The 26,502-nt window shown below is 55.4% G+C and carries 24 protein-coding genes; 9 read left to right on the top strand and 15 right to left on the bottom strand.

Annotated elements, in window-relative coordinates; genetic code table 11:
* Positions 1–77: 77 nt before the first annotated feature.
* Both LKE08_RS18270 and cobA read right to left on the bottom strand, forming a co-directional pair.
* On the bottom strand, positions 78–1,274 hold the full coding sequence (locus LKE08_RS18270) for a HEAT repeat domain-containing protein (protein ID WP_324705685.1): 1,197 nt from the start codon (positions 1,272–1,274) through the stop codon (positions 78–80).
* Between the two features lie 34 nt (positions 1,275–1,308).
* Positions 1,309–2,088, bottom strand: a complete 780-nt coding sequence (cobA, locus tag LKE08_RS18265; RefSeq protein ID WP_324705684.1) for a uroporphyrinogen-III C-methyltransferase — start codon at positions 2,086–2,088, stop codon at positions 1,309–1,311.
* A 393-nt stretch (positions 2,089–2,481) separates the two neighbouring features.
* Here cobA and LKE08_RS18260 point away from each other — a divergent pair, with 393 nt between their 5' ends.
* Both LKE08_RS18260 and LKE08_RS18255 read left to right on the top strand, forming a co-directional pair.
* The gene (locus LKE08_RS18260; RefSeq protein WP_324705683.1) at positions 2,482–4,038 is read left to right on the top strand and encodes a ferredoxin--nitrite reductase; all 1,557 of its coding nucleotides are present in this window, start codon (positions 2,482–2,484) and stop codon (positions 4,036–4,038) included.
* 65 nt (positions 4,039–4,103) lie between these two features.
* Complete coding sequence (locus LKE08_RS18255) at positions 4,104–4,946, top strand: formate/nitrite transporter family protein (RefSeq protein WP_324705682.1); 843 nt, start codon at positions 4,104–4,106, stop codon at positions 4,944–4,946.
* A 62-nt stretch (positions 4,947–5,008) separates the two neighbouring features.
* On the opposite strand, the gene LKE08_RS18250 is transcribed toward LKE08_RS18255, so the two are convergent.
* The 5 genes from LKE08_RS18250 to LKE08_RS18230 form a co-directional block, all read right to left on the bottom strand.
* Positions 5,009–5,449 carry a hypothetical protein gene (locus LKE08_RS18250; protein WP_324705681.1) on the bottom strand — a complete coding sequence of 147 codons (441 nt, stop codon included), beginning with the start codon at positions 5,447–5,449 and terminating at the stop codon, positions 5,009–5,011.
* A 407-nt stretch (positions 5,450–5,856) separates the two neighbouring features.
* Positions 5,857–6,549 (bottom strand): manganese catalase family protein, encoded by a 693-nt coding sequence (locus LKE08_RS18245; protein ID WP_324705680.1) that lies wholly within the window; start codon positions 6,547–6,549, stop codon positions 5,857–5,859.
* Between the two features lie 112 nt (positions 6,550–6,661).
* On the bottom strand, positions 6,662–7,333 hold the full coding sequence (locus LKE08_RS18240) for a hypothetical protein (RefSeq protein ID WP_324705679.1): 672 nt from the start codon (positions 7,331–7,333) through the stop codon (positions 6,662–6,664).
* A 50-nt stretch (positions 7,334–7,383) separates the two neighbouring features.
* The gene (gene glcD / locus LKE08_RS18235) at positions 7,384–8,859 is read right to left on the bottom strand and encodes a glycolate oxidase subunit GlcD (protein ID WP_324705678.1); all 1,476 of its coding nucleotides are present in this window, start codon (positions 8,857–8,859) and stop codon (positions 7,384–7,386) included.
* A gap of 183 nt (positions 8,860–9,042) precedes the next feature.
* On the bottom strand, positions 9,043–10,005 hold the full coding sequence (locus LKE08_RS18230; protein ID WP_324705677.1) for a fatty acid desaturase: 963 nt from the start codon (positions 10,003–10,005) through the stop codon (positions 9,043–9,045).
* A 22-nt stretch (positions 10,006–10,027) separates the two neighbouring features.
* Between LKE08_RS18230 and LKE08_RS18225 the strand changes: the two genes are divergently transcribed.
* A complete protein-coding gene (locus LKE08_RS18225) occupies positions 10,028–10,156 on the top strand; it encodes a hypothetical protein (protein WP_324705676.1) in 129 nt (42 codons plus the stop codon).
* Between the two features lie 235 nt (positions 10,157–10,391).
* Here the strand turns inward: LKE08_RS18225 and LKE08_RS18220 are convergent, their stop codons facing one another.
* Positions 10,392–10,655, bottom strand: a complete 264-nt coding sequence (locus LKE08_RS18220; RefSeq protein WP_324705675.1) for a hypothetical protein — start codon at positions 10,653–10,655, stop codon at positions 10,392–10,394.
* A 275-nt stretch (positions 10,656–10,930) separates the two neighbouring features.
* Between LKE08_RS18220 and thrC the strand changes: the two genes are divergently transcribed.
* Positions 10,931–12,022 carry a threonine synthase gene (gene thrC, locus LKE08_RS18215; protein WP_324705674.1) on the top strand — a complete coding sequence of 364 codons (1,092 nt, stop codon included), beginning with the start codon at positions 10,931–10,933 and terminating at the stop codon, positions 12,020–12,022.
* 81 nt (positions 12,023–12,103) lie between these two features.
* On the opposite strand, the gene LKE08_RS18210 is transcribed toward thrC, so the two are convergent.
* Positions 12,104–12,643 (bottom strand): hypothetical protein, encoded by a 540-nt coding sequence (locus LKE08_RS18210; RefSeq protein ID WP_324705673.1) that lies wholly within the window; start codon positions 12,641–12,643, stop codon positions 12,104–12,106.
* 143 nt (positions 12,644–12,786) lie between these two features.
* On the opposite strand from LKE08_RS18210, the gene LKE08_RS18205 reads away from it, so the two are divergent.
* Positions 12,787–14,082, top strand: a complete 1,296-nt coding sequence (locus tag LKE08_RS18205) for a YihY/virulence factor BrkB family protein (protein ID WP_324705672.1) — start codon at positions 12,787–12,789, stop codon at positions 14,080–14,082.
* On the opposite strand, the gene LKE08_RS18200 is transcribed toward LKE08_RS18205, so the two are convergent.
* Positions 14,062–14,661: a hypothetical protein gene (locus LKE08_RS18200; protein WP_324705671.1), complete on the bottom strand. Its 600-nt coding sequence runs from the start codon at positions 14,659–14,661 to the stop codon at positions 14,062–14,064. The two genes, LKE08_RS18205 and LKE08_RS18200, sit on opposite strands and share 21 nt — an antisense overlap.
* Positions 14,662–15,237: 576 nt before the next feature.
* Here LKE08_RS18200 and acs point away from each other — a divergent pair.
* The 3 genes from acs (at position 15,238) to LKE08_RS18185 (ending at position 20,824) form a co-directional block, all read left to right on the top strand.
* Positions 15,238–17,202: an acetate--CoA ligase gene (gene acs, locus LKE08_RS18195; protein WP_324705670.1), complete on the top strand. Its 1,965-nt coding sequence runs from the start codon at positions 15,238–15,240 to the stop codon at positions 17,200–17,202.
* A gap of 273 nt (positions 17,203–17,475) precedes the next feature.
* Positions 17,476–18,744 (top strand): OFA family MFS transporter, encoded by a 1,269-nt coding sequence (locus LKE08_RS18190; RefSeq protein WP_324705669.1) that lies wholly within the window; start codon positions 17,476–17,478, stop codon positions 18,742–18,744.
* 187 nt (positions 18,745–18,931) lie between these two features.
* Positions 18,932–20,824, top strand: coding sequence for a GNAT family N-acetyltransferase (locus LKE08_RS18185; RefSeq protein ID WP_324705668.1), 1,893 nt, complete (start codon positions 18,932–18,934; stop codon positions 20,822–20,824).
* Between the two features lie 91 nt (positions 20,825–20,915).
* On the opposite strand, the gene LKE08_RS18180 is transcribed toward LKE08_RS18185, so the two are convergent.
* Positions 20,916–22,013: an acetoin utilization protein AcuC gene (locus LKE08_RS18180; protein ID WP_324705667.1), complete on the bottom strand. Its 1,098-nt coding sequence runs from the start codon at positions 22,011–22,013 to the stop codon at positions 20,916–20,918.
* Positions 22,014–22,499: 486 nt separating this feature from the next.
* Between LKE08_RS18180 and LKE08_RS18175 the strand changes: the two genes are divergently transcribed.
* A complete protein-coding gene (locus LKE08_RS18175) occupies positions 22,500–23,768 on the top strand; it encodes an OFA family MFS transporter (RefSeq protein WP_324705666.1) in 1,269 nt (422 codons plus the stop codon).
* Between the two features lie 267 nt (positions 23,769–24,035).
* On the opposite strand, the gene LKE08_RS18170 is transcribed toward LKE08_RS18175, so the two are convergent.
* From LKE08_RS18170 to LKE08_RS18155, 4 genes are all read right to left on the bottom strand, one after another.
* Positions 24,036–24,272, bottom strand: coding sequence for a hypothetical protein (locus LKE08_RS18170; RefSeq protein WP_324705665.1), 237 nt, complete (start codon positions 24,270–24,272; stop codon positions 24,036–24,038).
* Positions 24,250–25,269 carry a hypothetical protein gene (locus tag LKE08_RS18165; protein ID WP_324705664.1) on the bottom strand — a complete coding sequence of 340 codons (1,020 nt, stop codon included), beginning with the start codon at positions 25,267–25,269 and terminating at the stop codon, positions 24,250–24,252. The genes LKE08_RS18170 and LKE08_RS18165 overlap by 23 nt, the downstream gene beginning before the upstream one ends.
* Positions 25,270–25,417: 148 nt before the next feature.
* A complete protein-coding gene (locus LKE08_RS18160) occupies positions 25,418–25,732 on the bottom strand; it encodes a hypothetical protein (protein WP_324705663.1) in 315 nt (104 codons plus the stop codon).
* Between the two features lie 9 nt (positions 25,733–25,741).
* Positions 25,742–26,443, bottom strand: coding sequence for a hypothetical protein (locus tag LKE08_RS18155; protein ID WP_324705662.1), 702 nt, complete (start codon positions 26,441–26,443; stop codon positions 25,742–25,744).
* Positions 26,444–26,502: the final 59 nt, after the last annotated feature.

Below are 26,502 nucleotides of genomic sequence, written 5' to 3'. Positions count from 1 at the left end.
TGCGATCGCTATTGTTCCCCCAACGATGAGGGAAACCAAATAGTCGCGGCTCCCTGGCATTCGCCCTCTCCCGATTTTTATGATGCCACGATCGCCAACCGCTTCAAGGCTGCGATCGCGTGATACCGCACCCCCGGATCGAGATCTTCGACGAGCACTTCCAAAACGCCGACGGCCCTGACGTCCCCCAACTGCCCCAAAGCGTGGGCGAGGGATTGTTTGAGGACGGCGTTGGCTCCGGCGGGATGTCCCGACGCGAAGAAGTCCGCCAGCAAGTCGCCCGCCTGCTTTTTCAAATTCGGGGTTTCCACCCGCCCCACGACTCGAATGGTTTCCAAAATCGCCCTGTCGTCCAAATGGGGGAGGGATTCTCGGAGACAGTCCAGGGCCGGGGCCATTTCCATCCAGGCGAGGCAGCGGACGATCGCAATCTGGAGGGGAACTGGGGTGAACTGCGACCGCAACACCTCCGACAGAACCGCGATCGCATTGTCCGTCCGATATCGCCCGATCGCGATCGCCGTCTGTTTGCAAACGTCCCCGTTCACATCGTAGAGCAGGGGTTTCAGGCGATCAACCACGAATTCCGGATCGCGGACCTGTCCGGCCCGCAATCCCAAGCCGACGGCCGCTTCCTTCCGCACCGCCGCTGTATAATCCCCGAGGGCGTCAATCAATACGGCGAAAATCCGGGGGTCTCGGAAGCTGGCCAAGGCTTCGATCGCGATCGCCCGGATTCGCTCATCGGCATCTTTCGCCACGCCGAGGAGGGGTTCGACCGCGGCCTTTTGGCGAATTTGGGCCAGGGCGCGGACGGCGAAAAGGCGCTTTTCCGAGTCTTCCAGGAGGGTGCAGAGTCCCTCTACGGCCGACGCCCCCAAGTGAGCCAGGGCGCTGGCCGCAATCTCGCGGAGTTCTTCGTCTTCGCTATTGTCGAGCAATTCCAGCAAACTCGCGATCGCCTCCGGGGTGTCGAAATCGCCGAGAATCCGCCCCGCAAACCAGCGATATTCGAGATCCGCATCTTCATCCCGGATAATGTCCGTCAGAGGGAGGTAAGAGCGCGCGCCGAGTTTGGGCAACAGTTTCGCCACGTCCCAGCGGGCCTGAAAATCCCCCCCTTCCAAAACCGTCAAAGCTAAAGCGATCGCCCGTTCGACGGCCTCCGGGTGCGAGGGGGCATCGATCGAAAATTGTTGTAGCGCATCAATGGCATCCGCCCAATCTCTCCGACGGGTGGCGACGGTTGCCCGTTCCAAAAGTTGATTGATCATCGTTATCGTTGAACTTGTTATTGGGGTGACATCATCAGTGGGGGAGAATCGGGGCCGGACGACAACCGGACAAAATATCATTCAATTGCACCACATCGCCGATCACCGCGATCGCCGGGGCTTCAAATTGCGCCCGTTCCACCTGTTCGGCGATGGTTTCCAGGGTGCCGCGCAACTCCTCCTGGTCGGGGCGGGTCCCCCAGCGGATCAGGGCGATGGGCGTCTCCCCGCCGAGTCCCCCGAACCGCAGCGCCGCGACAATATTGGGCAAATTCTGGACGCCCATGTAAATGACGATGGTTTCCGAACCTTGCGCGATCGCTTTCCAGTTCACCTCCGGGCGGTACTTGCCCGTCGCTTCGTGTCCGGTGACGAAGGTGACGGAGGAACTGTAATTCCGGTGCGTCAGGGGAATTCCCGCGTAGGCGGGGGCCGCGATACCGGAGGTGATGCCGGGGACGACTTCCACCGGCACTCCCGCCGCCACCAGGGCCTCCATCTCCTCGCCCCCGCGACCGAACACGAACGGATCGCCGCCCTTCAAGCGGACGACCACGGCGTTAGTTTGCGCTTTTTCAATTAATAATTGGGTCGTTTCTGCCTGGGGAAGGGAATGGCGACCCGGCCGTTTTCCGGCGTGAATTTTTTCCGCCTGGGGGCCGATCATTTCTAAAATTTGGGGGCTGACGAGGGCATCGTAAATCACCACGTCCGCCGATTCGATCAGCACTTTTCCTTTCAATGTCAGCAAACCTGGATCGCCGGGACCCGCGCCAACTAAATAAACTTTACCGATACATCGACTCTGATTCATTTCACATTTCGGGGAAATTGAGGGGGAAAAATTCATGGCTTCATGACTTGTAAAATTGCGCTCCGACCGCCATTTCTTCGGCGACCGAAAAGGATATTTTATCCCGGTCGATATCGCTTCAGTTTGCGGAAATTGGAAGCGGTTCGGCAGGAAAATTTCCGCCTCCGTCAACTTTAACTATATTCGTAGTTTCGGGCATTTTCGTAGTCTCGAATACCAAAATTGACCTCTCATGCCATTTTTGAATATATGATATGCAATTTTATCAAAACAGGTCATTTTATGTATCTTCAATTACAAATCTTCCCGATGCCTGACCCTAACCTACAAAGCATGAGCTTGTTAAACCGGCCGGTGAGCGAGCCCCGTCAACCCGATCTACATCCACCACCCATGACTGTCGCCTCTGAATCTAAAGTCAAACTCAACAAAATCGAAAAAGCGAAGGCCGAAAAAGATGGACTAGCCGTCAAGGACGAGTTGGAGCACTTTGCCCGCATCGGCTGGGAAGCGATGGACAAGACCGATTTGGAGTTGCGTCTGAAATGGCTCGGCATTTTCTTCCGCCCCGTCACGCCCGGTCAATTCATGTTGCGGCTGCGGATGCCCAACGGCCACCTCGACAGCGACAAAATGCGGGTTTTGGCCGAAATCGTGCAGCGCTACGGAGATGACGGCAGCGCCGACATTACCACCCGGCAAAACATCCAACTGCGGGGTATCCGCCTCGAAGACATCCCTGACATTTTCCGCCGGTTGAAGGCGGTGGGTTTGACCACCATGCAATCGGGATTCGATAACGTCCGCAACCTGACGGGTTCTCCGGTGGCGGGTATCGACCCGGAGGAACTGTTCGACACCCGGGAACTGTTGCAAAAGTTGCAAGACGCGATCACCAATAACGGCGAGGGCAACTCCACCTTTAGCAACCTGCCCCGCAAGTTCAACATTGCGATCGAAGGGGGACGGGATAATTCCGTCCACGCCGAAATCAACGATATCGCCTTCGTCCCCGCCTACCGGGAGGGGGAATTGGGGTTCAACGTCCTCGTCGGCGGTTATCTATCGGCCCAACGTCAGGTCGAGGCCGTCCCCATGGATGTCTGGGTTCCGCCGAATGAGGATGTCATCCGCCTATCCCTGGCGATTCTAACAGTTTACACCGAAAACGGTCTGGCGGAAGGGCTGCGGGAAAGTCGCCAGCGGGCCCGGCTGATGTGGCTGATCGACAAGTGGGGGATCGATCGCTTCCGGGCCGAAGTGGAACAGGAATTCGGGGCCGAACTCCAAACCGCCGCCCCGGAAGATGAAATGACCCAGGATAAAAAAGATTATCTCGGCGTTCACCCCCAGAAGCAAGCCGGGTACAGTTTCGTGGGACTGCACGTCCCCGTTGGGCGGCTCTCGGCGGAGACAATGTTCGAGTTGGCGCGGCTGGCGGAGGTTTACGGCAATGGCGAGATCCGCGCCACCGTGGAGCAGAATATGATCATCCCCCACATCGCCGATGACAAGTTGGAGGCGTTTCTGGCCGAACCGCTGCTGGAGGAGTTTTCCGTCGCCCCCGCACCCCTGACGCGATCGCTCGTCTCCTGCACCGGAAGCCGCTACTGCAATTTCGCCCTGATCGAAACCAAACAGCGGGCCCTGGAATTGGCCCGGGAACTGGATGCCGAGTTGGACATCCCCTCCCGCGTCCGGGTGCACTGGACCGGATGCCCCAATTCCTGCGGACAGCCCCAGGTCGCCGATATCGGCCTGATCGGGACGAAGGCCCGCAAGGACGGCCAGGTGGTCGAGGGAGTCGATATTTACACCGGTGGCACAGTCGGCCATGAAGCCCGGTTGGGCACGCGCCTCGAAAAGGCTGTCCCCTGCGACGATCTCAAATCCGTGATGTGGAACCTGTTGATCGAAAAGTTCGGCGCGAGCCCCAAGGAAACCGTCTGATCGGCTTCCCCTTCTATCTGTCGGTCTGATTCAACACTGCATACGTTAAGGAGTCTTTAGCAACAATGGATTACGCGGCACCTCCCGAACTGGCGGCGACGATGATCGCGGCAGGCGAGTCCAAAACCCGCCTCTCGATCAAAGATATGGTGATCCGGGGTTTTTACTCCGGCGGTTTGCTGTCGATGGCGACCACGATGGCTGTGACGATGATGGTGCAGACCAAAATTCCGATTTTGGGTGCGATCATCTTCCCCTGGGGGTTCGTTTCGATCGTCATGTTCGGCATGGAGTTGGTGACGGGAAATTTCGCCCTGATGACCGCCGCGATGTTGGCCGGCCGGGTGCGGTTTTCGATGGCGTTGCGAAATTGGCTGTGGGTGTATTTTGCCAATTTCCTCGGCTGTCTCATCGTCGGCGGTTTGATCGCCTATTCCCTCACCGACGCGGGGACGATCGCCCCCAATGCCGTCGGCGAGAAAATTATGGCGATCGCTGTATCTAAATCCGTCGCCGTCCGGGAAATGGGCGCTAACGGCTTCCTGTTATTTATCGTCCGGGCCATCCTCTGCAACTGGCTGGTTTGCCTCGCCGTGATGTTCGGTTTGGTGAGCAAGTCGGTCCCCGGCAAGATCCTGGGCTGCTGGCTGCCGATTATGGCCTTCGTCGCCCTCGGACTCGAACACATCGTGGTCAATATGTTCTTCATCACCGTGGGCATGATGCTCGGCGCCCCCATCACCGGGGTGGATATGGTGCTGTGGGATTTCATCCCCGTCACCATCGGCAACCTGATCGGCGGCGGATTCTTCGTGGGGACGCTCATTTACTTCACCCACGCCCAAAAACAGCCGTCGCCACCTCAAAAACTTGAGGATATCGTCACCCGGACTCCGGTTCGCCGCTAAATGCCAACGTTGTTGCGCTTTAGCGCCTCTCAATGGGGGTCTAAAGCCGGACAACGGGTTTTTTAACTGAGATTTAGCAACAATTCGGGTTTTTCAAGATAGGCGGGGGTATTGGTTTGGCTCTCATCCATCCGCGTGGACAGGTTTTGAGAGCTAGACCAGGCGAGGAAGAAGCCCACAGCTATCAGCATCCCCCAAAATAGGGAATTGTTGTCGAGGTTTTTCGTCACCAGCCCATTTTGGGAAAAGGAGAAAACCTGTACCGGGCGGGGTTTGGGATTGAGCCTCACCCAGGTTCCCTCGATCGCGATCAGCCGCAGTTTGGCGAGTTGGGATAGGGAAGCGTTGATTTCCGCCCAACTCGCGGCTTTTTCCAGATATTCCCCCGTCCAAATCCGAAAGCTTTCTAAGTCCAGTTTGATGGCGCGATCGCCCCGGCTGACGTGCGCTCGAATCCACTCGTAGAGGAGGCTGGCGCAGGGGGACAATTTCGCTTTGAGCATCGATGATTACCTCCATCGGTCGATTTACAGACTCGGCGATCGCAATTCCGAAAATTTGTTTTGTGTATCATGATATACCCAATTTATTTTCTGTATTGCAAAATACACAATTTGTAAATGAATGGCGATCGGCCGACTGACATCTCGCCCCAACGGAAGAGATATCAGCACTTTCAACCCCCATCTGTTTGTGGATGGCGGACCCTGTACTGACCCGTATTATAGTCTTAAATAAAAGTAAAATTCAATATCGATTGACAAAAATCAATGCAACTGCCAGCCCGAGGGGCCGGGTCTTAAGAACCCAGCCCCGGCCCGTCAGTTCATATACGGCGATCGGCTTTCGGTCAACCGTCCGCCGTTGGGAGGTTTCGGGATTTTCGGATGTCCGGACTCTCCGTCGGGTTCTATCCTTTTTCCTGCATCGGATTGGCGACATAGCGGAAGTCGGAGTCGGAATTCCACGGCCCGCGCTGGTCTTTGCCGTCGCTCGACAAATTGTAGTAAATATCCACGGTTTCATCGGGCTGGATATTCCCGAAGAACGGGTCGGTCAATTTCCCCAGAGATTCCAGGGCTTTCATAAACATTTTGGTGTGGGACACTTCCCGGGTCAGCAGGTGAACCAGGGTTTGCTTCGACCCATCGTCGGGCGCTATTTTAATCAAATCTTCGTAAGTTTGCCGCGCCCCCGCTTCGGCGGCGATATCGGCGCGTAAATCCCGCACCACGTCGCCCCCTTCGTTCAGGTAGGCGGCGGTCCAGTTTTGTCCGTTGGAGTCCAAGAAATGGGGACCCTTTCCGCGCACGGCGAACAGCGTACTCTTGTAGGCTTCGTCCTGTTTGGGGGACTTGTCGGTATGCTGTTCGATGAGTTTGCCGATCATTTCCAGGTGGCCGAACTCTTCCACGGCAATATCTTGCAGCATATCTTTGATGCCGGGATGCTCGACGTGGAACGACTGCACCCAGTATTGCAGGGCGGCGGAGAGTTCTCCGGTGGCACCGCCGAATTGTTCCAGCAGCAGTTGGGCGAACCGGGGATTCGGAGCGTCGATACTAACGGGTTTTTCGATGAGTTCTTTTTTGTGAAAAAACATGGGCGATATTATTTTTCGAGCGTCAGTCTCACTAAGCTCCAGTGTAGAAATGCGATCGCCCCGTTTCCTCCGTCAAAAGTTGGAAGCGATCGCCCTCCGGATGGCTGAATTGTCATTCCGAGTTATTTCTCCTCGTTTGATCGGCCCTCTCCACCGCAGTCGGCCACTTCTTGCCTCGAGGATGGGTCGTTTCGATGATATCCGAAAGAATCCCAAATAACTCATCCAAATCTCCGATAAAATGTTCTCCCGCTTCAATATCCACTCGTTTTTCAACCAACCTCAAAAATTTCCAATTGCTTCCCGTCGTAATCGCGCCGTAGATGCAGGGAATTTGATTTTCCCTTCGCTCATTAAACACTTGAGCCGCCACCATCTCCGCAATACACTGGGCAATCCCCGACTTGATATTATCATTCTTGGCTTCCACCAACGCCACCACCGGAGCCGTCACCTCCAATTGTTTGGGCGAATAACTGATCAGAAAATCGCACCGACCCGCCAATCCCTTCGACTTGTCAACGCTAAAATCGATGCCCGAAAAAAAGCTGATTTGACGGTTAAAGTGTTTTCTCAGATCGACCATAATCGGCGCGATAATCAACTCCGATCGCGCCTTCTCCGTATCAATCTCCAATGCTAACGGTATATTTTCCTCCAAAATTTCCCTCAATAAAGGGCTTGGCGTGATGGGTTTGATGTCTGGAAATATTTCGACCCGCTCTCGCAGTAACAAGCCAAACTCGGACTCCAATTGTGAGAGAGTAAATTCGCCGTAAGACATCGTTGAAACCCCGCCCAAAGTATTTTTTATAGCCGATAGATGGCGATCGCTCAAAAAACTTCCGCCCCCTCAAACTGCTTCGCCTTTTGCAGGTTCGCGGATTCGCCGCAGGTGCGGGGCGTCGGGAACATTTTCCCCGGATTCGCCAATCCCTTGGTATTGAAAACCGATCGCACCCACTGCATGGTTTCCAAATCCGTCTCGTCAAACATCTGGTTCATGTAGCATTTTTTATCCTCCCCGATGCCGTGTTCCCCGGACAGACTGCCGCCAACTTTGACGCAAATCTTGAGGATTTCCCCGCCGATTTCCTCGACGGTTTCCAACGCCCCTTCCACAGAATTATCGTAAAGGATCAAAGGGTGCAAATTCCCGTCCCCCGCGTGGAAAACGTTGGCGATGCGGTAGCCGTATTTTTCACTCAACGCCTCGATTTCTTTCAAAACATAAGCCATCTGGGTGCGGGGAATCACCCCATCTTGGACGTAGTAATCGGGGCTGATGTGACCCGCCGCCGCGAACGCCGCCTTCCGGCCCTTCCACATTTTCAGGCGTTTTTCCGGGTCGCTGGCGGTGGTGATATTACGGGCGCCGTTTTGTTTGCACAGGTCCGCCACCCGCTGTTTATTCGTATCCACTTCCACTTGCAAACCGTCCAACTCCACCAACAAAATCGCCCCGGCATCGCGGGGATATAATCCGGTTTTCGCCACGTCTTCGACGGCGTTGATGCTGAGGTTGTCCATAATTTCCATACCGCCGGGGATGATTCCCGCCCCGATGATGTCGGACACCGACTGTCCGGCGGCTTCGATGGTGGGGAAGTCGGCGAGGAGGACGCAGATGGATTCCGGGGCCTTGAGGATTCGCAGGGTGATTTCCGTGGCGATGCCGAGGGTGCCTTCGGACCCGACGAATAACCCGGTCAGGTCGTATCCCGGCATTTCGGGGACGGAACCGCCCAAATCGACAATAGAACCCTCGGGGGTGACGACTTTTAAGCCGAGGACGTGGTTGGTGGTGACGCCGTATTTGAGGCAGTGGACGCCGCCGGAGTTTTCGGCGACGTTGCCGCCGATGGAACAGATGATCTGGCTGGAGGGGTCGGGGGCGTAGTAGAATCCGGAACCGCTGACGGTTTGCGTGACCCAGTTGTTGATGACGCCGGGTTGGACGACGACCCGCTGATTTTCGAGATCGACGTCGAGGATTTTCCGCATCAGGGCGGTGACGATGAGGACGCAATCTTCGACGGGGAGGGCGCCGCCGGAGAGTCCGGTTCCGGCGCCGCGGGCCACCCAGGGGATATGGTTGCGATCGCAGATTTTGACGGCTTCGGCGACTTCTTCGGTGGTGCGGGGGAGGACGACTAGGGCGGGGCGTTTGCGGTAGCTGGCGAGTCCGTCGCATTCGTAAACCAGCAATTCTTCTTTCCGCCGGACGACGCCGCGCCGCCCGACGACGGCTTCAAATTGTTTGATGATGGGTTTCCAGTTCCGGGTCTGGGTTCGCGGTTGAGTTGGCATGGGTCGTGCGATCGCTCTTCTTTAAGATTATGATATAGCGCTTGGGGGGGGTGTGGGGAGATCCGCAGATTTCGCAGATGATCGCAGATTTGAGAGAACAGGGCATTCTAATAAATTAAAAAGGAGGTCGGTTGTGGGATTTTCAACCGACCTCGATTCAAAAGATTGTGAAATTGAAGGGTGTCAGCGCGCGCCCGAACTTTTTTTGTATTCCGAAATGGACTGGTAGCAACGGTTTTCGTCGTACAGGTGGCAGCGATCGACGATTTCGGACATCATTCCCCAGGAAAAGTTGGATTCGGGGTAGAGGTATTCGCCCCAATTTTCCTGTAAGCTGGCGTAGGCTTTCCGCAGGTTGTACCAGGGGATGGCGCTGGAGATGTGGTGGGGGATGTGCACGTTGATATCGTGGCAGAGGAATTCCACCCAGCGGGGGTAGTTACAGTGGACGGTCCCGGTGAGTTGGGATTCGGCTTCGTGCCATGCCTCGGGTTCTTTGAACTGAATGTCGGGGGCGGTGTGGTGGACAATGGTGAAGGTGCTCATCCAGAAGTGATACACCAGCCAGGGCAGCAGCCAGAATTTGACGAATCCCCAAACGCCCAAAGTGGCGATTAAGGTGGGGAAGGCGATGGCGGCAAATGCGACGACCAACAGGGCGGAAAATCTCACTTGTTCCCGCTGTTTGCCCTGGAATTTTCGCCAGTCAAAGTGCAGGTTTGCCCAGTGGAGAATTGAGGCCATCCACCACATCCGACCCCGGACGAGGTGGTAGATCGATCGCATCACGGGGCCGAAGTTGTCGTATTCTTCTTTCCGCCAGGGTTCCCAGGCGTTATCGTCCCCCATTTTGTTGGTGTATTTGTGGTGTTGGTTGTGGCCGATACGCCAACTGTGGAAGGGATAAATGATGGGGAGGAAGCAGAGGTGACCGACCCAATCGTTGACCCACTTCTGGTTGGAAAATGAGCGGTGGCCGCAGTCGTGGCCGATGACGAAAAAGCCGGTGAGGGCGGTTCCGGTCCACACCCAAAAGATCGGGAGTAAAAATCCGGGGGCAAGTGCGATTCCCACGTAACCTAAAATGACCATCAAAACGTTGACGGCCACGGTCGTCCAAGCTTGGCGTCGATCTTGGACGAACACATCACGGGGGAGGGTATTTAAAATGTCCCTCAAGCGCAAGTCGGAGGGAATTGCGGATGAGGAGGAATCCTCGGGTTTTACAATTGATAATGTCATAGATAATGCGGCATGGGAAGCCCCCCGCCTGACGGTCGAGCTGGCTTCTGGGTAAGGTGCTTGTTAAACTTTCGAGGAACTCCGACGGCGGTCAACAGTTCCCGGAAATTTTTCAAACTTGACGGGTCAAAACTGCGCTTTCAACGGATCACTTTGGAATTGTTCTCCGGCTGCAAATGAACGGGAGATTTGCCGATTCAAGAAGGTAGAATCAGCCCGTCAAAAGCGTCGGTTTAGCCTTACCCTTTATAGCATACCGATGGAGTGGCGATCGCAAGTTTTAGATTTTTTTACGATTGCCCGAGGCGGGCAGAATTGGCCCCCGCAGGTTCCGAAAAAGCTGCGGTCATCCGCTGTTGCTTGAGGGTTTGCAACTGCAACAATAGGGTGTCCACCTCGGCTTGCAGGTGCAAAAATTTGACTTGCTGATCGACGTTGTAGGGGGACTTCATGTGGTCTCCCTTGAGAGATTGGGACGGGGACGAGTCCGATCGCGATCGCGGGGGGACTTCCGATTTTTGCGGGCGGGACAGGGTGGATGAATGAGTTGGCATCAGCAATTGACTGGATATCGAAACTGAACTCAACAAATCTTAACTTTATCGTAACCCAATGTTAAACGGTTTTGAAAAAAAACATCACAATTCACGAATTGACGTGACCCGATGTTGACAAAAGGAGTAAACTGAGTTAAGGGTTACTCTGCGCCACCGTTTCAACCGCCACCGGCTGCAACGGCACACTCAGCGATTAGCCCAGAGTTATTTACCACGAACACTCAACCAAGTCAAGCCACCCGAGCGAGACCTCACAAACTTTTAACATCGAAATGACCCTGACTGTCCCCCCAACTCAACGGAAACTGAACACCTGGCCCGGTTTGATCGAAGCTTATCGGGAATACCTTCCGGTCAGCGACGCGACCCCGGTCGTCACCCTCCAGGAAGGCAATACCCCCCTGATCCCGGTCCGGTCTGTCGCCGAACGGATCGGAAAACAGGTGCAGGTTTACGTCAAATACGACGGCCTCAACCCCACCGGATCGTTCAAAGACCGGGGAATGACAATGGCGATCTCCAAAGCCAAGGAAGAAGGGTCAAAAGCGGTGATTTGCGCGAGTACGGGCAACACCTCGGCGTCCGCCGCCGCCTACGCCCGCCGCGCCGGTTTGAAGGCCTTCGTGCTGATTCCCGAGGGGTACGTCGCCCTGGGCAAACTCGCCCAAGCCCTGGTCTACGGCGCGGAGGTTTTGGCGATCAAAGGCAACTTCGACGAGGCCCTGACCATCGTGCGGGATGTCTCGTCCCACTATCCCGTCACGCTGGTGAACTCCGTCAACCCCTACCGCCTCGAAGGCCAGAAAACCGGTGCCTTCGAGGTGGCCGATGCCCTGGGCGACGCCCCAGACTGGCTGTGCATCCCCGTGGGCAATGCGGGGAACATCACGGCCTACTGGATGGGATTTTGCCAGTACCACTCCCTGGGACGGTGCGATCGCCTGCCCCAAATGATGGGTTTCCAGGCCGCCGGGGCGTCCCCCCTGGTGAACGGCGCCCCCGTCGCCCACCCCGAAACCCTCGCCACGGCCATCCGCATCGGCAACCCCGCCAGTTGGAAAATGGCTGTAGCCGCCCAGGAAGCCAGCCAGGGCAGTTTCACCGCTGTCACCGACGAAGAGATCCTGGAGGCCTACCGGCTGCTGGCGTCCCAAGAGGGCGTCTTCTGCGAACCCGCCAGCGCCTCCTCTGTGGCCGGCCTGCTGAAAGTCAAAGACCAGGTTCCGGCCGGGGCAACGGTCGTCTGCGTGTTGACGGGTAACGGTTTGAAAGATCCGGGGGTGGCGATCGACCACTGCAACAACCCCTGCCAAGAAGGGATCGAGGCCAACCTGGAGGCCGTCGCCCGGGCGATGGGGTTTTGATAATTGATAATTGATAATTGATAATTGATAATTATCAATTGATTGTCTTCCCCGACTCCCGACTCCCGACTCCCGACTCCCTCAATTCGGCGGTAGGGGGGGGAGTTGGCTTTGGGGTTGAGATTCTGGGGAGTCCCGTTTCGGTGCCCCGGTTTTTCCGGCGCCTTGGGCTTTAGCCAGCAGGTCCATCGTGTCCCCGAGGGCGGTGGTGAGGCTGTTGCGGGTTTCGAGGTGGGCGGCTTTTTCGGTTTCCAGGGCTTCCGTGAGTTGCCGGAGCTGTTCCCGGGCGCGATCGCGCTCCAGGGTGACATCCACCACCCGGGCTCTCAATTCTTCGGCGGTGTGCAGTCCTTCCACCTCCCGCCGCGCCGTCACCCGAGTCACGATCTCGTTTTTGGGGAGTCCGAATTTTTCCTGTAGCCGTTCGAGTTCGGCTTTCAGTTGGGCGATGGTTTCCCGGTTGCGGCGGGCGTCCTCCCGACGCTGCTGGGCTTCGGTGTTGTAGCGTTCCCGCCACTGGTCCGCGCTCTCGATCGCCGTGTCGCGATCGCGCTGCAGTTGCCCCAACTCCTCCCGGAGCCGTTTGATTTCATCCAACCATTGCCTGACGTTTCCGGTCATATCAATTGGGTTCGCGATTTTTAAAATAGAAGACGGTTCAATTTCCGATTTTAGCGGTTCGATGGGTCAGTTCCCGTTTGGGTGGTGTCGCCCCCGTACTTGTTATAACGGAAAGTATCAACCCACCCCACCACAATAGGATAATGCTACTCGCCCGCCCCTTTAAATTTTTATCTCATCTCCACAGGGCGGTATTACACCACCTGTTCGACTGGCGAAATCTGGAGCGGCTGATTGAAGATGCCTCCGAAGGACTCGCCACCCTTTTATTTAATGTGCTTCGATTTTTGTGGGGGAGCGTGCAAACCCTGTTCCGGGGAGCGAAACTCGGACAGATTTTGCATCCCGAACGGCTGTACCGCCGGTTCGAGTGGGGTGCTGAAAAAGTCGCCGACGGAGTGGTTATACTTCTCAAAAGCCTGTGGTGGATCGGCCGCCAGATCAAAAAGCGAATTGTCCATTTCTTTTTATTCTTTACTTACCTGAACTGGACAACGATTCACCGCCTGGGAGTTTACGTTCTCCGGCATCGCTTGCCCGGTTTGTCGGCGGAAATGGCGTTCAATTCGACCCTGGCATTGGTGCCGGCAGTCCTGGCTGTTTTTGCGGCGATCGGTGCCTACGAATCCCTACAATCGACGCTGTTGGAAATGGCGAGTTTGTTGGGAGAAGTCGTCCCCGAAGAGGTGCAGAAACTGATCGGAACCACCCTGGATCAGGCGGGGACGGGCATGAGTTCCAAAGCGTTTTCCTTTAGTTTTATCATTTCGGTTTGGCTATTTTCCGGGGTGATCGGTTCGGCGATGGCGGCTTTGAATCAGATCCACCAAGTCCCCCCCAATCGCCGCCGGCCGTTTTGGAAAGCGAAACTGATCGCGATCGCCCTGACATTCGGCACGTTATTTTTATTAATTATGGCCTGTGCGGCGATATTTATCAGCGACGCAATGATGGAAATTTTGGCTCGCAAAAGCTGCATTTTGGAGACGGTGGGAAACTGTCCCCTCGACCAAATTAACACCTGTCTCTACAAGCCGCCCGTCCAAGATTGTCTGTTGCGATCGACCTTGCTCGACACCTGGAAGCGCCTCCGGTGGCCGATCACCCTCGGCATCGTCTCCACCAACTTCGCCCTCATTTACCGCTACGGCCCGAGTTTCCGAAAACCCAACACCCCATTAATTCCCGGTGCGATTCTCGCCGCCATTTTTTGGGCGTTAATTTCCAATTTATTTCGATGGTACGTCTATCAAACGGAATACTATAATATCTACGGGGCACTCGGCACGTTTATCGTTCTTTTGTTGTGGTTGAATATCAGTTGTTTGGTGATGCTCTTCGGCGCCCAACTGAATTTCACCGTGGGAGAAGAAATCCGCCATAAAGAGGCGTTGCTACTCGCCGAACGGGTCGAAAAATCACGCTTGGGTAATTCTTGATCGCCTTTGAATTCGCCGCCAGATTTGATAACCGTAACCCAGACAATAGAATCCGTTGACGAGTACCATCAATCCCTGTCCGACGGGCGATCGCACTTGGGAAAAGATGGAAACCGTCGCGAATAATACTAAAAGAATTTCGACGAATGCCACGATCGCGCCGTATTGTCTGGGGTTCCAGTAAGAAACGGGGCTGATCAATCGGTAATTGCTCACGGGGAAAAAATGCCGGTGTGCGTCGTCGTTGTGAACGGGAAGATCGAATAAAGAATGCAGGATCAGGCTGAGACACAATAACTGGGGAATTTGCCATTCAAATTGGAACGCGATCGCCCATCCCAAAGCCGCGATGGGGATGGAATGAAACGCGGCGACGACGGTTTGCATCGGCGGAGAATAGTAAGCCTCCGACCAAATTTGACGTTCGGGCATTTTGGCGATCACCTTCGTCCACCCGTAGAAAATAAAGATGGGAATGTCGGGTACCATTGCCCCGAAAACGATCATTAAATTTGCCTCGGGTCGCCCCGAACCGGCGAGGAGGGCGAGGTTGATGATGGCGTGGCTGGGAGTATTCATGGCGATCGAGTTTATCACACAATCCGGCGGATTTTCAATCTCCCGAATGGCAGGGCCGCAAGCCACCAGCTTTCGGGGGCTAGGTTCTGTCAAATTCCTACCCATCAGAGTTGGGGGAGTTCGGCTCCGTCCGAACCGACTCTCGCAGTGCTACAAATGCCCCTCCATTATTTCGAGTTTGACAACCAACGGTGGCACTTGATAAACTAAAATTAGGCGGTACTTTTGCGACAAATAAGATATCCCAAAAATCTTAAAAAAAATCAAGATTTTATACATTTTGTAAATCTTATCATCGGTAAGCAAATATACTTACTATCGTGTGAAATGCTTTCATATCAGACAATAGAGGGTGAATTAACCCAAAAAATTGTTGGTTTTCTTGCCCGCGTCCAATATCGGCTTGGAGTATAATATGGCTGATGACAGGGTCATGGTTTTTTAACAATTAAAATTTTTGCGAACGTTCGACCGACCGGCGGCATCGAGGCGCCGGGTTTGTCGGCCCGATTGCCGTCGCGGCCGGACGGGACTTTCCATCCATTCAATCCATTTAAAATCGGGGAGAAACTTCTGATGTCACAAGCAACCATCGAGTCGATCCTGCACGAGAAGCGGCTGTTCCATCCGTCCGAGGACTTTTCCAACCGGGCTCACATCAAGAATTTGGACGAATATCGCCAATTGTACGACCGGGCAAAAACCGACCCGGAGGGATTTTGGGAAGAACTGGCCGAGACGGAATTGCACTGGTTCAAAAAGTGGGAGCGGGTGTTGGACTGGCAGCCGCCCTTCGCTCAGTGGTTCGCGGGGGGAAAAATTAACATTTCTTACAACTGCCTCGATCGCCACCTGAACGGCGATCGCAAAGACAAACCCGCCCTGATTTGGGAGGGGGAACCGGGGGATTCTCGGATTTTCACCTACGCCGAATTGCACCGGGAAGTCTGCCAGATGGCGAACGCCATCAAAGAGTTGGGGGTGAAAAAAGGCGATCGCGTCGGGATTTATATGCCCATGATTCCGTCCGCGGCGATCGCGATGTTGGCCTGCGCCCGCATCGGCGCGCCCCACACGGTGGTATTTGGTGGCTTCAGCGCCGAGGCCCTCAAAGATCGCCTGGAAGACGCGGAAGCCAAACTGGTGATTACCGCTGACGGCGGGTGGCGAAAAGATGCGATCGTCCCCCTCAAAGATCAGGTGGATAAAGCCCTGGAAGCCGGCGCCCCCGGGGTGGAAAACGTGTTGGTCGTCAAACGCACCCAACAGGAGATCTCGATGCAACCGGGGCGGGATCACTGGTGGCACGACCTGCAAACCCGAGTCTCCGCCGACTGCCCCGCCGAAGAAATGGACAGCGAGGATATGCTGTTCATCCTCTACACCAGTGGCACCACCGGCAAACCCAAGGGCGTCGTCCACACCACGGGGGGTTACAACCTCTACACCCACGTCACCAGCAAATGGATTTTCGACCTCCGGGATGATGACGTCTACTGGTGTACCGCCGATGTGGGCTGGATCACGGGCCACAGCTATATCGTCTACGGCCCCCTGTCCAACGGCGCCACGACCCTGATGTACGAGGGCGCGCCCCGGGCGTCCAACCCGGGCTGTCTGTGGGACGTGGTGCAAAAATACGGGGTGACGATCTTTTATACCGCCCCCACCGCCATCCGCGCTTTGATGAAACTGGGGGAACAGCACCCCGACGCCCGCGACCTCTCGTCCCTGCGGCTGTTGGGCACGGTGGGCGAACCCATCAACCCCGAGGCGTGGATGTGGTATCACCGCGTCATCGGCGGCGGGAAATGCCCCATCGTCGATACCTGGTGGCAGACGGAAACCGGCGGGGTGATGATTACGCCCCTCCCCGGCGCGACGCCCACCAAACCGGGGTCTTGCACCCTGCCCTTTCCCGGCATCGTCGCCGACGTGGTGGATGCGGAGGGGGAACCCGTCACGGACGAAAGTGGCGGCTATCTGGTGGTGCGGCAGCCCTGGCCGGGAATGATGCGGACGGTGTACGGCGACCCCGATCGCTTCCGTCGCACCTATTGGGAATATTTGCGCCCGCAGGATGGGAATCCCATCTATTTTGCCGGGGACGGCGCCCGCAAAGATGAGGAGGGCTATTTTTGGGTGATGGGCCGGGTCGATGACGTGATCAACGTGGCCGGACACCGCCTGGGGACGATGGAGGTGGAGTCGGCGTTGGTATCCCACCCGGCGGTTGCCGAGGCGGCGGTGGTGGGCTGTCCCCACGAAGTTAAGGGCGAGGAGATCGTGGCTTTTGTCACGCTGAAAGAGGATCTCGACGCCAGCGAGGAGTTGGAAAATGAATTGAAGCAGCACGTCGTCAACGAGATCGGTGCCCTGGCCCGCCCGAAGGAAATTCGGTTCACGGAGGAATTGCCGAAAACCCGTTCCGGCAAGATTATGCGCCGCCTGCTGCGATCGCTCGCTTCCGGCGAGGAGATTTCCGGCGACACGTCCACGCTGCAAGATCGCGGCGTGTTGGAGAAATTGCGCGGCGGGTGAAGGGTGAAGGGTGTGGGGAGTCGGGAGTCGGGAGTCGGGAGTCGGGAATTTTAGATTTTAGATTTTAGATTTTAGATTTGTTCCCACTCCTTCGCTCCCCTGCCTCCTCCGCCCGCGTTTCTCGGCATTCGTTGAAGAGAATGAAATCGCCCTTGAATTTTGGCGGATTTTAACCATTTGCCTTTTGGATTCGTTTCGGGCAACAATACAGATGAGTTGGCCGATCGCCTCTCAGTTTTTGCATTGGTGCATTGCCGAATTTGGGTCTGCAAAATGAACGAGACTACACCTTTTAAACTCTTCGGACTGCCGCCGTCTCAAGGTCGGTGGCTGTTCGTCCCCCTGGGAATTGCGGTCATGTTGTGTTTGGGGACCGTTTATTCCTGGAGTATTTTTAGAAAGCCGTTGGAACAATTGTTTGACTTGAGCGCCACCCAAAGCCTGCTGCCGTTTACAATTTTGTTGGTGACGTTCGCCGTTTTGATGCCGATCGCCGGGTTTTACCTGCGCCGGTTCGGGGTGCGGCGGGTCGTCGCCTGTGGCGGTGTGGTGATGGGAATCGGCTACATTTTGTCGGGGTTCGCCCCCAACCTGTTCGTCCTGATTTTGGCTTACGGGATTATCGCCGGGGCTGGTGTGGGCATCGCCTACGGGGTGCCGCTGGCGGTCTGCGCGAGTTGGTTCCCCGATCGCAAAGGGTTGGCCGTGGGGCTGACGGTGGTGGGATTCGGGCTGTCTCCCCTGGTGACGGCGCCGCTGGCGACCCGCCTGATTGCGGCTTACGGGGTTTTGCCGACGTTCATCATTTTGGGGGTGGTTTTTACTGTCATTGTGGCGGCGATCGCGACCCAGTTGAAATTGGCGCCCGAGGGGTGGAATCCTTCCCAACCGAATGTTAAAAAGCCGGAATTCACGACAGCAATTTCGGAAACGCCGATGCTGCGATCGCCCTCTTTTTACGGCCTGTGGCTGTGCTACACCATCGGCACGTTCGTGGGGCTCTCGGCGATCGGGATCGGTGCCCCTGTCGGCCAGGAAATTATCAAACTCGACGCCGGGACGGCGGCGATCGCGGTTTCGATTTTCGCCATTTTTAACGGCGTCGGACGGCCGCTATTCGGGTGGCTGACCGATCGCTTGAAGCCGAAAGGGGCGGCGATGGTTTCCTACGTCGCGATCTTGATCGGCTCGATTTTGATGTTGAATGCCTCCGAAGGTCAAGTCCTGACTTACATGGTCGCCTTCGCCCTGTTTTGGATGTCGTTGGGCGGCTGGCTGGCGATCGCGCCCACGGCAACTTTGACGTTTTTTAAACCGGAAAATTACGCCCAGAATTACGGCATCGTCTTCACCGCCTACGGCGTGGGGGCGCTGCTGGGAACCCTGGTCGCCGGACGAATTCGCGACATTTTCGGCAGCTACACCTACGCTTTTTATCCGATGGCGGGGTTGGCGATCGTCGGGATTATTTTAGCTCAATTTATGTTGCGTCCGACCCGTTCAAAAGTTACCGAAACTGCCAGTCCATCCGAAAACGGATAGCCGAAAAATATCCCGCCCCCGGGGCGGGATACCGTCCCAAAGAGCGATCGCGAAAATCGTGTTTTCTGATACACCATAGAAATCGCGGGGCGTTTATGGTGGTCGCCGGGACAGTCAAAACGGTTTTCACCGATTGTCCGCCATAAACCCCCGACGAATCTGATTGAAACTGACGGATCTGGCGATTATGAACTCACCCGCTCTGAATGCCAACCTCGATCGTCTGAAAGCAGAATATCGCAAAAAGTTCGCCACCCAGGAGCAAATTTTCGGCCACATCCACCGGGGCGATCGCATCTTTATCGGGACGGGTTGTGGCGAACCGCAATATTTGGTTGACGCTTTGAGTCAATATGTCAAATCCCACCCCAAAGCCTTTTTTGATGCGGAAGTGTTCCAGGTGTGGACCCTGGGAGTCGCCCCCTACGCCGACGAAAAATTGAAAGACAATTTCCGCCATAATTCGTTTTTCGTCGGACACAATACCCGGGCATCTGTCAACCAAGGTTTGGCCGACTATACCCCAATTTTTCTATCGCAAATTCCCGGCATTTTCGAGCGGGGACTCGTCCCCATCGATGTCGCACTGATCCAGACTTCTCTACCGGATATGCACGGTTACATGAGTTTGGGAATTAGCGTCGATATCGTCAAAATGGCGACTGAAAAAGCCAAGTTGGTCATCGCCCAAGTCAATTCTCATATGCCCCGGGTTCACGGGGATGGATTCATTCACATCGAGGATGTGGACTTTATCATTCACCACGACGAACCGATTTTAGAATATGATGCCGGAGGCGACAGCGAAATTGCCGAGCGGACTGGAAAATATGTCGCCCGCCTCATCGGTGACGGGGATACGATTCAGGTGGGATACGGCAGCATCCCCAATGCCATCTTGTCGAATTTGAAGGACAAAAAAAATTTAGGTGTCCACACCGAATTGCTCTCCGATGGCATCGTCGATTTGATGAGAATCGGCGTAATTAATAACAGCAAAAAGACGATCAACCGGGGCAAAACGGTGGCGACGTTCTGCATGGGAAAAACATCGACCTACGACTTTATACACGATAATCCCGCTATCCAATTTAGAAGCGTTGACTATACGAATAATCCCCTGAATATCGCCCAGCACGATCGCATGGTTGCCATCAACAGTGCCCTGGAAATTGACCTGACGGGACAGGCGACGGCGGAATCCCTGGGGCGAGTTTTTTACAGCGGCATCGGCGGACAGGCGGACTTCATGCGGGGGGCCGTTTTGTCCCGCCACGGCAAAACGATTTTGACGCTACAGGCGACGGCGGAAAATGGGCAAGTGTCCCGCATCGTCCCCTTTTTGACGGAGGGTTCGGGGGTGACTTTGAACCGGGGAGATTTGCACTATGTCGTCACCGAATACGGCATCGCCTATTTGGCTGGAAAAAATATCCGGGAACGGGCGATGGCTCTGATCGCGATCGCCCACCCCAAGTTTCAGCCCTGGTTGATTGAGGAGGCGAAAAAACTGAATCTGATTTACAAAGATCAGGCGTTTATTTCAGGGGAAAAAGGGGCATATCCGGAAGAGTTGGAAACCTACAGAACCACGGAAACCGGGCTGGAAATTTTGCTGCGTCCCGTCAAAATCAGCGACGAACCTTTGTTGAAAGATTTCTTCTATTCCCTCTCCGACGAAAGCCTCTATCGGCGGTTCATGTCGGCCCGCAAAGATATGCCCCACGAACGGTTGCAGAAATTTGCGATCGTCGATTTTAGCCAGGAAATGATCGTTCTCGCCCTCCGCCAGGATGAACAAAAGGAAGAAATTTTGGGCTTGGGACAGTATGGAATTGACGAAACGAGTCACACGGCGGAAGCGGCGTTTGTCGTCCGCGACGAGTATCACAATCAGGGCATCGGGATGCAGTTGCTTTCTTACCTGACTTATTTGGCAAAAAAACGCGGTCTGCTGGGATTTACGGCGGAGGTTTTGTTTGAAAATAAACCGATGTTGCACCTATTTGAAAAGATGGGTTTCGAGTTGGACAAAAAGATTGAGGAAGGGGTTTACGAATTGAAAATGGCTTTTAAATAATATCGAATCCGCTTGTTTAACCGTCTCTCCCTCGCCCTCCCAGCAACCCGTGGGGGCAACCGTCTCGGGTTGCCCGTGGGGGGGACTCGAACTACAGATAATGCAAGGTTTTGACGGCTTCGACCATTTTTTCGACGCGATCGCGGAGGCGTTCTGATTCCAGTTTTGGGGGCATCATATCCCGCAGAAATTCGCCGCCGTATTTGAGTTTGTAGTTGAGGGGCAAGTGGTTGTCAAAGTTTTGGCCGGACATCGCCCCAAAAGCCAGGGTCCAAGCCCGGGGGACGACATCCAAATTGTAGCCACCGCCGCCCAATGCCAGCCAGGGTATCGACAATTCCGATAGTTTTTGATAGAGTTTTTCGTAGGCTCTCGTCGTTAGTGACAGTTCCGCCAGCGGATCGCTGTAGTGGGTATCGACCCCCAGTTGGGTGACGATGAGATCGGCTTGAAAGCGTTCTAATAAAGGCGGTACGATTTCGGAAAATGCCCACAGATAAGAGCGGTTCGTTGTCCCCGGCGGGAAGGGCAAATTGACGCTGTATCCGATGCCTTTTTCCCGGCCAATTTCGGCGATCGCCCCGGTTCCGGGAAATAGGGTGCGTCCGTCTTGGTGGAGGGAAATGGTCAGGACGCGATCGCTCTCATAAAAGGCTTGCTGCACGCCGTCCCCGTGGTGTACGTCGAGGTCGAGATAGGCGACTTTCAAGTTTTTTTCGACCAGCCATTGGATGGCGATCGCTGCATCGTTGAAAATGCAAAAACCGGAGGCAAAATTGGGGAAGCCGTGGTGCATTCCGCCGCCGTAGCTAAAGGCGATCTCGGCTTCTTTTTTCCACAGCAGTTCCGCCGCCTGCAACGCACCGCCCACCTTCAACGATTCCGCCTCTTTCATCCCCTCGAAAATCGGGTTGTCCGTCGTCCCCAAACCGAATTGTATGGCATCGGGAACGGCTTTCCCCCAACTCAATTGGTTCACCACCTCGATATAAACTGAGGTGTGAAATTGGGCGATTTCTTCGTCAGTGGCGACTCTGGGGGGAATCACCTCAATATTGGCAGCATCAAACGCCCCGTAGTCAGACAGCAACTCAAAAGTTTGCCGCAACCGTTGAGGCTTCAGGGGATGTCCGATGTCGGGTTGAACCGACCAGAGTTCGGGGGAGGAGAGAAAAATAACAGTTCCCATGACACCGGGGGCAACAGATTATTTCTCAGCGGAACTGCCTGATAAGTTTTTTAAATCATAATTTGCAGCATTTAGGGAAATAACCCATCGTCTTAAACGATGAAATAATTATAACATAAAACGAGGCGAAAAATACGAATTTAATCAAAAATTTAATTCCCGAGAGGTCATGCTGTGGGGGTTGGCGATTTATATTCAGATCCGCTTGTCGAACCGCCATCCCTGACCCCCGGTGGTGGCAACCGTCTCGGGTTGCCTGTCAGGGGGGAGTTCGATTTTTGAGTATTGAATCGGATGTGATATTGCGATCGATACGATCGCCCAATCATTTATCAAGATTTGCTCATATTTGAGAGCGATCGGGATCTTTTAAGGATTAACTGAGGAGGCAAAATATTTGACAAGACTCAACCAATTCGCTAATAGTTATGAAAAAGATTGCCTCGTACATCCAAGGTCGTCGCATTGCCACATGGGGTCTCAAAAATGAACGAAACCACACCATTTAAACTGTTCGGACTGCCCCCGTCTCGCGGGAGGTGGCTGTTTATCCCTCTGGGAATTACGATCATGCTGTGTTTGGGAACGGTTTATTCCTGGAGTATTTTTAGGAAGCCACTAGAAGAGTTGTTCGATCTGAATGCCACCCAAAGTTTATTGCCATTCACATTTTTGTTGGTGATGTACGCCGTCGGGATGCCCATTACCGGGTTTTATCTGCATCGCTTCGGCGTTCGGCGGGTCGCAACTTTCGGGGGTGCGGTGATGGGAATCGGCTACATTTTGTCGGGATTTGCCGTCAATTTGCCGATGTTGATTTTAACTTACGGAGTCATCGCCGGGGCGGGGGTGGGCATCGCCTACGGGGTGCCGCTGGCGGTCTGTGCGAAGTGGTTTCCGGACCGCAAAGGATTAGCCGTGGGGTTGACGGTGATCGGGTTCGGTTTATCTCCTTTAATTACGGCACCGCTGGCAACTTACCTGCTTTCGATTTACGGAGTTTTAACCACTTTCATTATTTTAGGAGTTCTTTTTACCGTCATTGTGGCGATCCTCGCCACTCAATTGAAATGGCCCCCCGAGGGGTGGACGCCTCCGATACCGAATGCAAACGCGCCCGAATTGGCGAGGGCATATGCGGAGACGCCGATGCTGCGATCGCGCTCATTTTACGGCCTGTGGCTGTGCTACGTTATCGGCACATTTGTCGGACTTTCTGCGATCGGAATCGGTTCCCCGGTCGGCCAAGAAATTATTCAACTCGAACCCGAAACGGCGGCGATCGCGGTTTCTATCTTCGCCATTTTTAACGGCCTCGGACGGCCGTTATTCGGGTGGCTGACCGACCGATTGAAGCCGAAAGGGGCGGCATTTGTCTCCTACATTTTAATCCTGATCGGCTCGATTTTAATGTTGAACGCCTCCGAAGGTCAAGTCCTCACTTACATGGTCGCCTTCGCCCTATTTTGGATGTCTCTGGGGGGCTGGCTGGCGATCGCGCCCACGACAACATTGACATTTTTCAACCCGGACAATTACGCCCAAAATTACGGCTTGGTATTCACCGCCTACGGCACCGGGGCATTACTGGGAACCCTCGTCGCCGGACAAATTCGCGACATTTTCGGCAGCTACACCTACGCCTTTTATCCGATGGCGGGGTTGGCGATCGTCGGGATTATCATCGCCCAATTTATGTTGCGTCCAGCCCGTCCCAAAGTTCCCGAAACTTTGAGTCAATCCGAAAGCGGATAATCGAAAATATCCCGTCCCGGGACGGAAAAATTGGGACAGGGGCGGGATAGCAGGATCATTATCAGCTCCGCTTATTTGACCGGATTTGCCGGGGAATATTCCTCGAACTCCCACCGCATCGGACAGGCGTGGGAGATTTCTAATACGCGATCGATTTTTGGAAAATTCAACCACAGAGGCACAGAGAACACGGAGAGTTTTTTTGTCATTCAAAAAAGTGGGGAGGGAGATGCTCCCACTGGATTGAGATGCGCCCTGATTCTGAGCTTAGAAGATGAAATTTTCGGGATTTTCTAACTCCTCGGGAGTGACATTTTCCACCATCAGCAGCGGTTGCAGTCCGCTGCCGCCGTCCGGGCCGTCGCGATCGATTTCCACCATCGTGCCGGCGTCCATTTCCGCCAGAACAACGATGCCGTCGGCGATCGCATCCTCCCCGGACAGAGAACCGCCGCCCAAAGCCTCCAAGTCCGCCGCCACGTCACCTTGGGCGACAAATTGCACCCGGGTGATTTCCGTGGCCCGTTCCTCCAGGGACAGATCCCCCGCGGCGATGGCATCGATTCGCCGGTTGCCCTCGGCGATGATGGTGGCGGCAGTCTCGGCCGTTTCGCCCAAATCCGCCGCGACTGCCTCCAAAACTGCCCGCAATTGGTTCGGATCGGCTAGATCCACGGAACCGGACCCGATCCGGCCCGCGATCGCTCAAAAAGAACCCGTCCAGAACCCGGAACGCCTCGGAGGCGGCAAAATCGTTATTTGCCCACTGGGTCAGGCCGGAGGTATCGTAGCCGAATCCGTCGAACCCTTCCAAGACATAAGAACCGCGCTCGATGACGATATTTTCCCCCTCCTGCAATTGTGCCGCCAATTGGATCACTTCGTCGATCGCCACCACCGCATCGAAAAAGGCCGTGTTGAAACTTCCCACCCCGCTCAATTCCAATTCCCCTTGGGTGAGGTCGCGGGCGGTGACGATGCGGTTGACGACGGTGTTGCGGAACCGTTCGATAAAGGCGGGGGCGAAGTCGTCGATTTCCCCCACAATCGGCAGGGCGATCGCGTGCAGTTCCCGTTCCAGAACCTCTTGCAGCCGGTCGAAGGCGACTCCCAAACCCTCGGCGGTGGTGCGGGGGTCGAAACTGCGATCGCGGATATTGGCGGTGAAGTCGCGGATTTCGATGCCCTCGTAGTCGGCATCGGCGCTGGCGGCGGCGTGGGTTATAAAACTGGAATGAACGTCTTCCACAATCCCATCGTCCACCGCAGACACCGTGATCGCGTCATTGACCGGATTGACAAATACATTCGCCCCGAATTCCCCCTCCGGAATTAATACCGTCCCCGATAGCGGCCTGTAGTCCGCCACCGGTTGGGCCTCCCCGTCCAGGCTGTAGGCCACTTCCACGCCCCCCGCCGGGGCCCGATCGCTCAAAAACAGGCTGAAAATGCCCGGAATCGCGCTCTGTTCGCTGCCGTCGCCGCCGGAGGCCACCGTCACCGTCGGCCTGTCGTCGTCGGCAATTTGGACGGCAATTTCGGCGATCGCGATCCCGTCGTAGTCGGCATCGGCACTGTCGGCGGCGTGGGTGATGAAGTCGATGCGGTATTGTCGGCCGCGATCGCGTAATTTTCCCCCGCTTCCAGGGTCAATTCGACGGTTTCCTCCCCTTCCGCCAAAAAATCACGGTTTCATCGGGGTCGATAAATACGTCGTCGAAGGTGGCGACCTCGATGGTGCCCCGGTTCGCCCCGGCGGGAATCAAAATATTGCCCGTCAGGGGTTCGTCATCGTCTCCGGGTGTCGCCGTCCTCTCCACTTCGTAATCCACCACCAGTCCCCCGGCGGGGGCGGGTTGTGTCAGCGTCAGATCGAAGGTTCCGGGAATTTCCCCCTCTTCCTGGGGGGTCACACCCGGCGCGATCGCGACCAGGGGCTCGTTGTCGGCGATCGGGGTTGTCACACTGCGGGTTCAAAAAGTCGTCCGATAATTGCGGCCCGAATTGAGGGTGACGATAACCGTTTCGTCGGGATCGTAAATCGTATCGTCGAGCACCCCCAGATCGAGGATCGCCGAAGTCTGACCCGCCGGGATCGCGATCGTACCGCCGAAGAGGGCGTGATCTTGGCCGGGAGTCGCCGTCCCGCCCACACTATAATTGACCTCGATATCCACGGGGAAGGAATTGGACAAATTGACGACAAACTGACCCGATCCGGGCCGACTTTCTTGGAGAGTTTGGCGGGGTGCGATCGTGGCCAGGGGAATGGTGAGATTGCCCAAAGTTCCGGAAACATCGCGATCGCCGTTAAAGGCAATATTGCTGTTGAAACTCAATCCCGTCCCCGCCGCCGTCGCCCCACCGAGGACAAAAATCGCCCCGCCGCCACCCTGGGCACCGCCGCCGTTGGCGGTGGCAAAGTTGTTGTTGAAACGGCTGTCAATTAAAGCCAAATTGCCGCCGGAGTTGACGAAAATCGCGCCGCCCAAACCCGCACCATTGCCACCGTCGCCGCCGATACCGCCGTTGCCGGGACTGTTGCCCGAAAACGTCGATCGCCCGTCCGTTCCGGACGCCCCCGACTGACCGAACCCGCCGAATACACCGGGAAAACCGGGCGATCGGCCCACACCGCCGTCACCCGTAGAACCCAAGCAGTATCGATCCCCCATTATCCCCCTTGCCAAGGGGGAGTTTGAGAAATTCTCCCCCCTTACAAAGGGGGGCTGGG

It is taken from the genome of Lyngbya sp. CCY1209, assembly GCF_035615495.1.
GTDB lineage: Bacteria > Cyanobacteriota > Cyanobacteriia > Cyanobacteriales > Microcoleaceae > Limnospira.
This window is presented reverse-complemented; position numbering and strand designations above follow the sequence as displayed.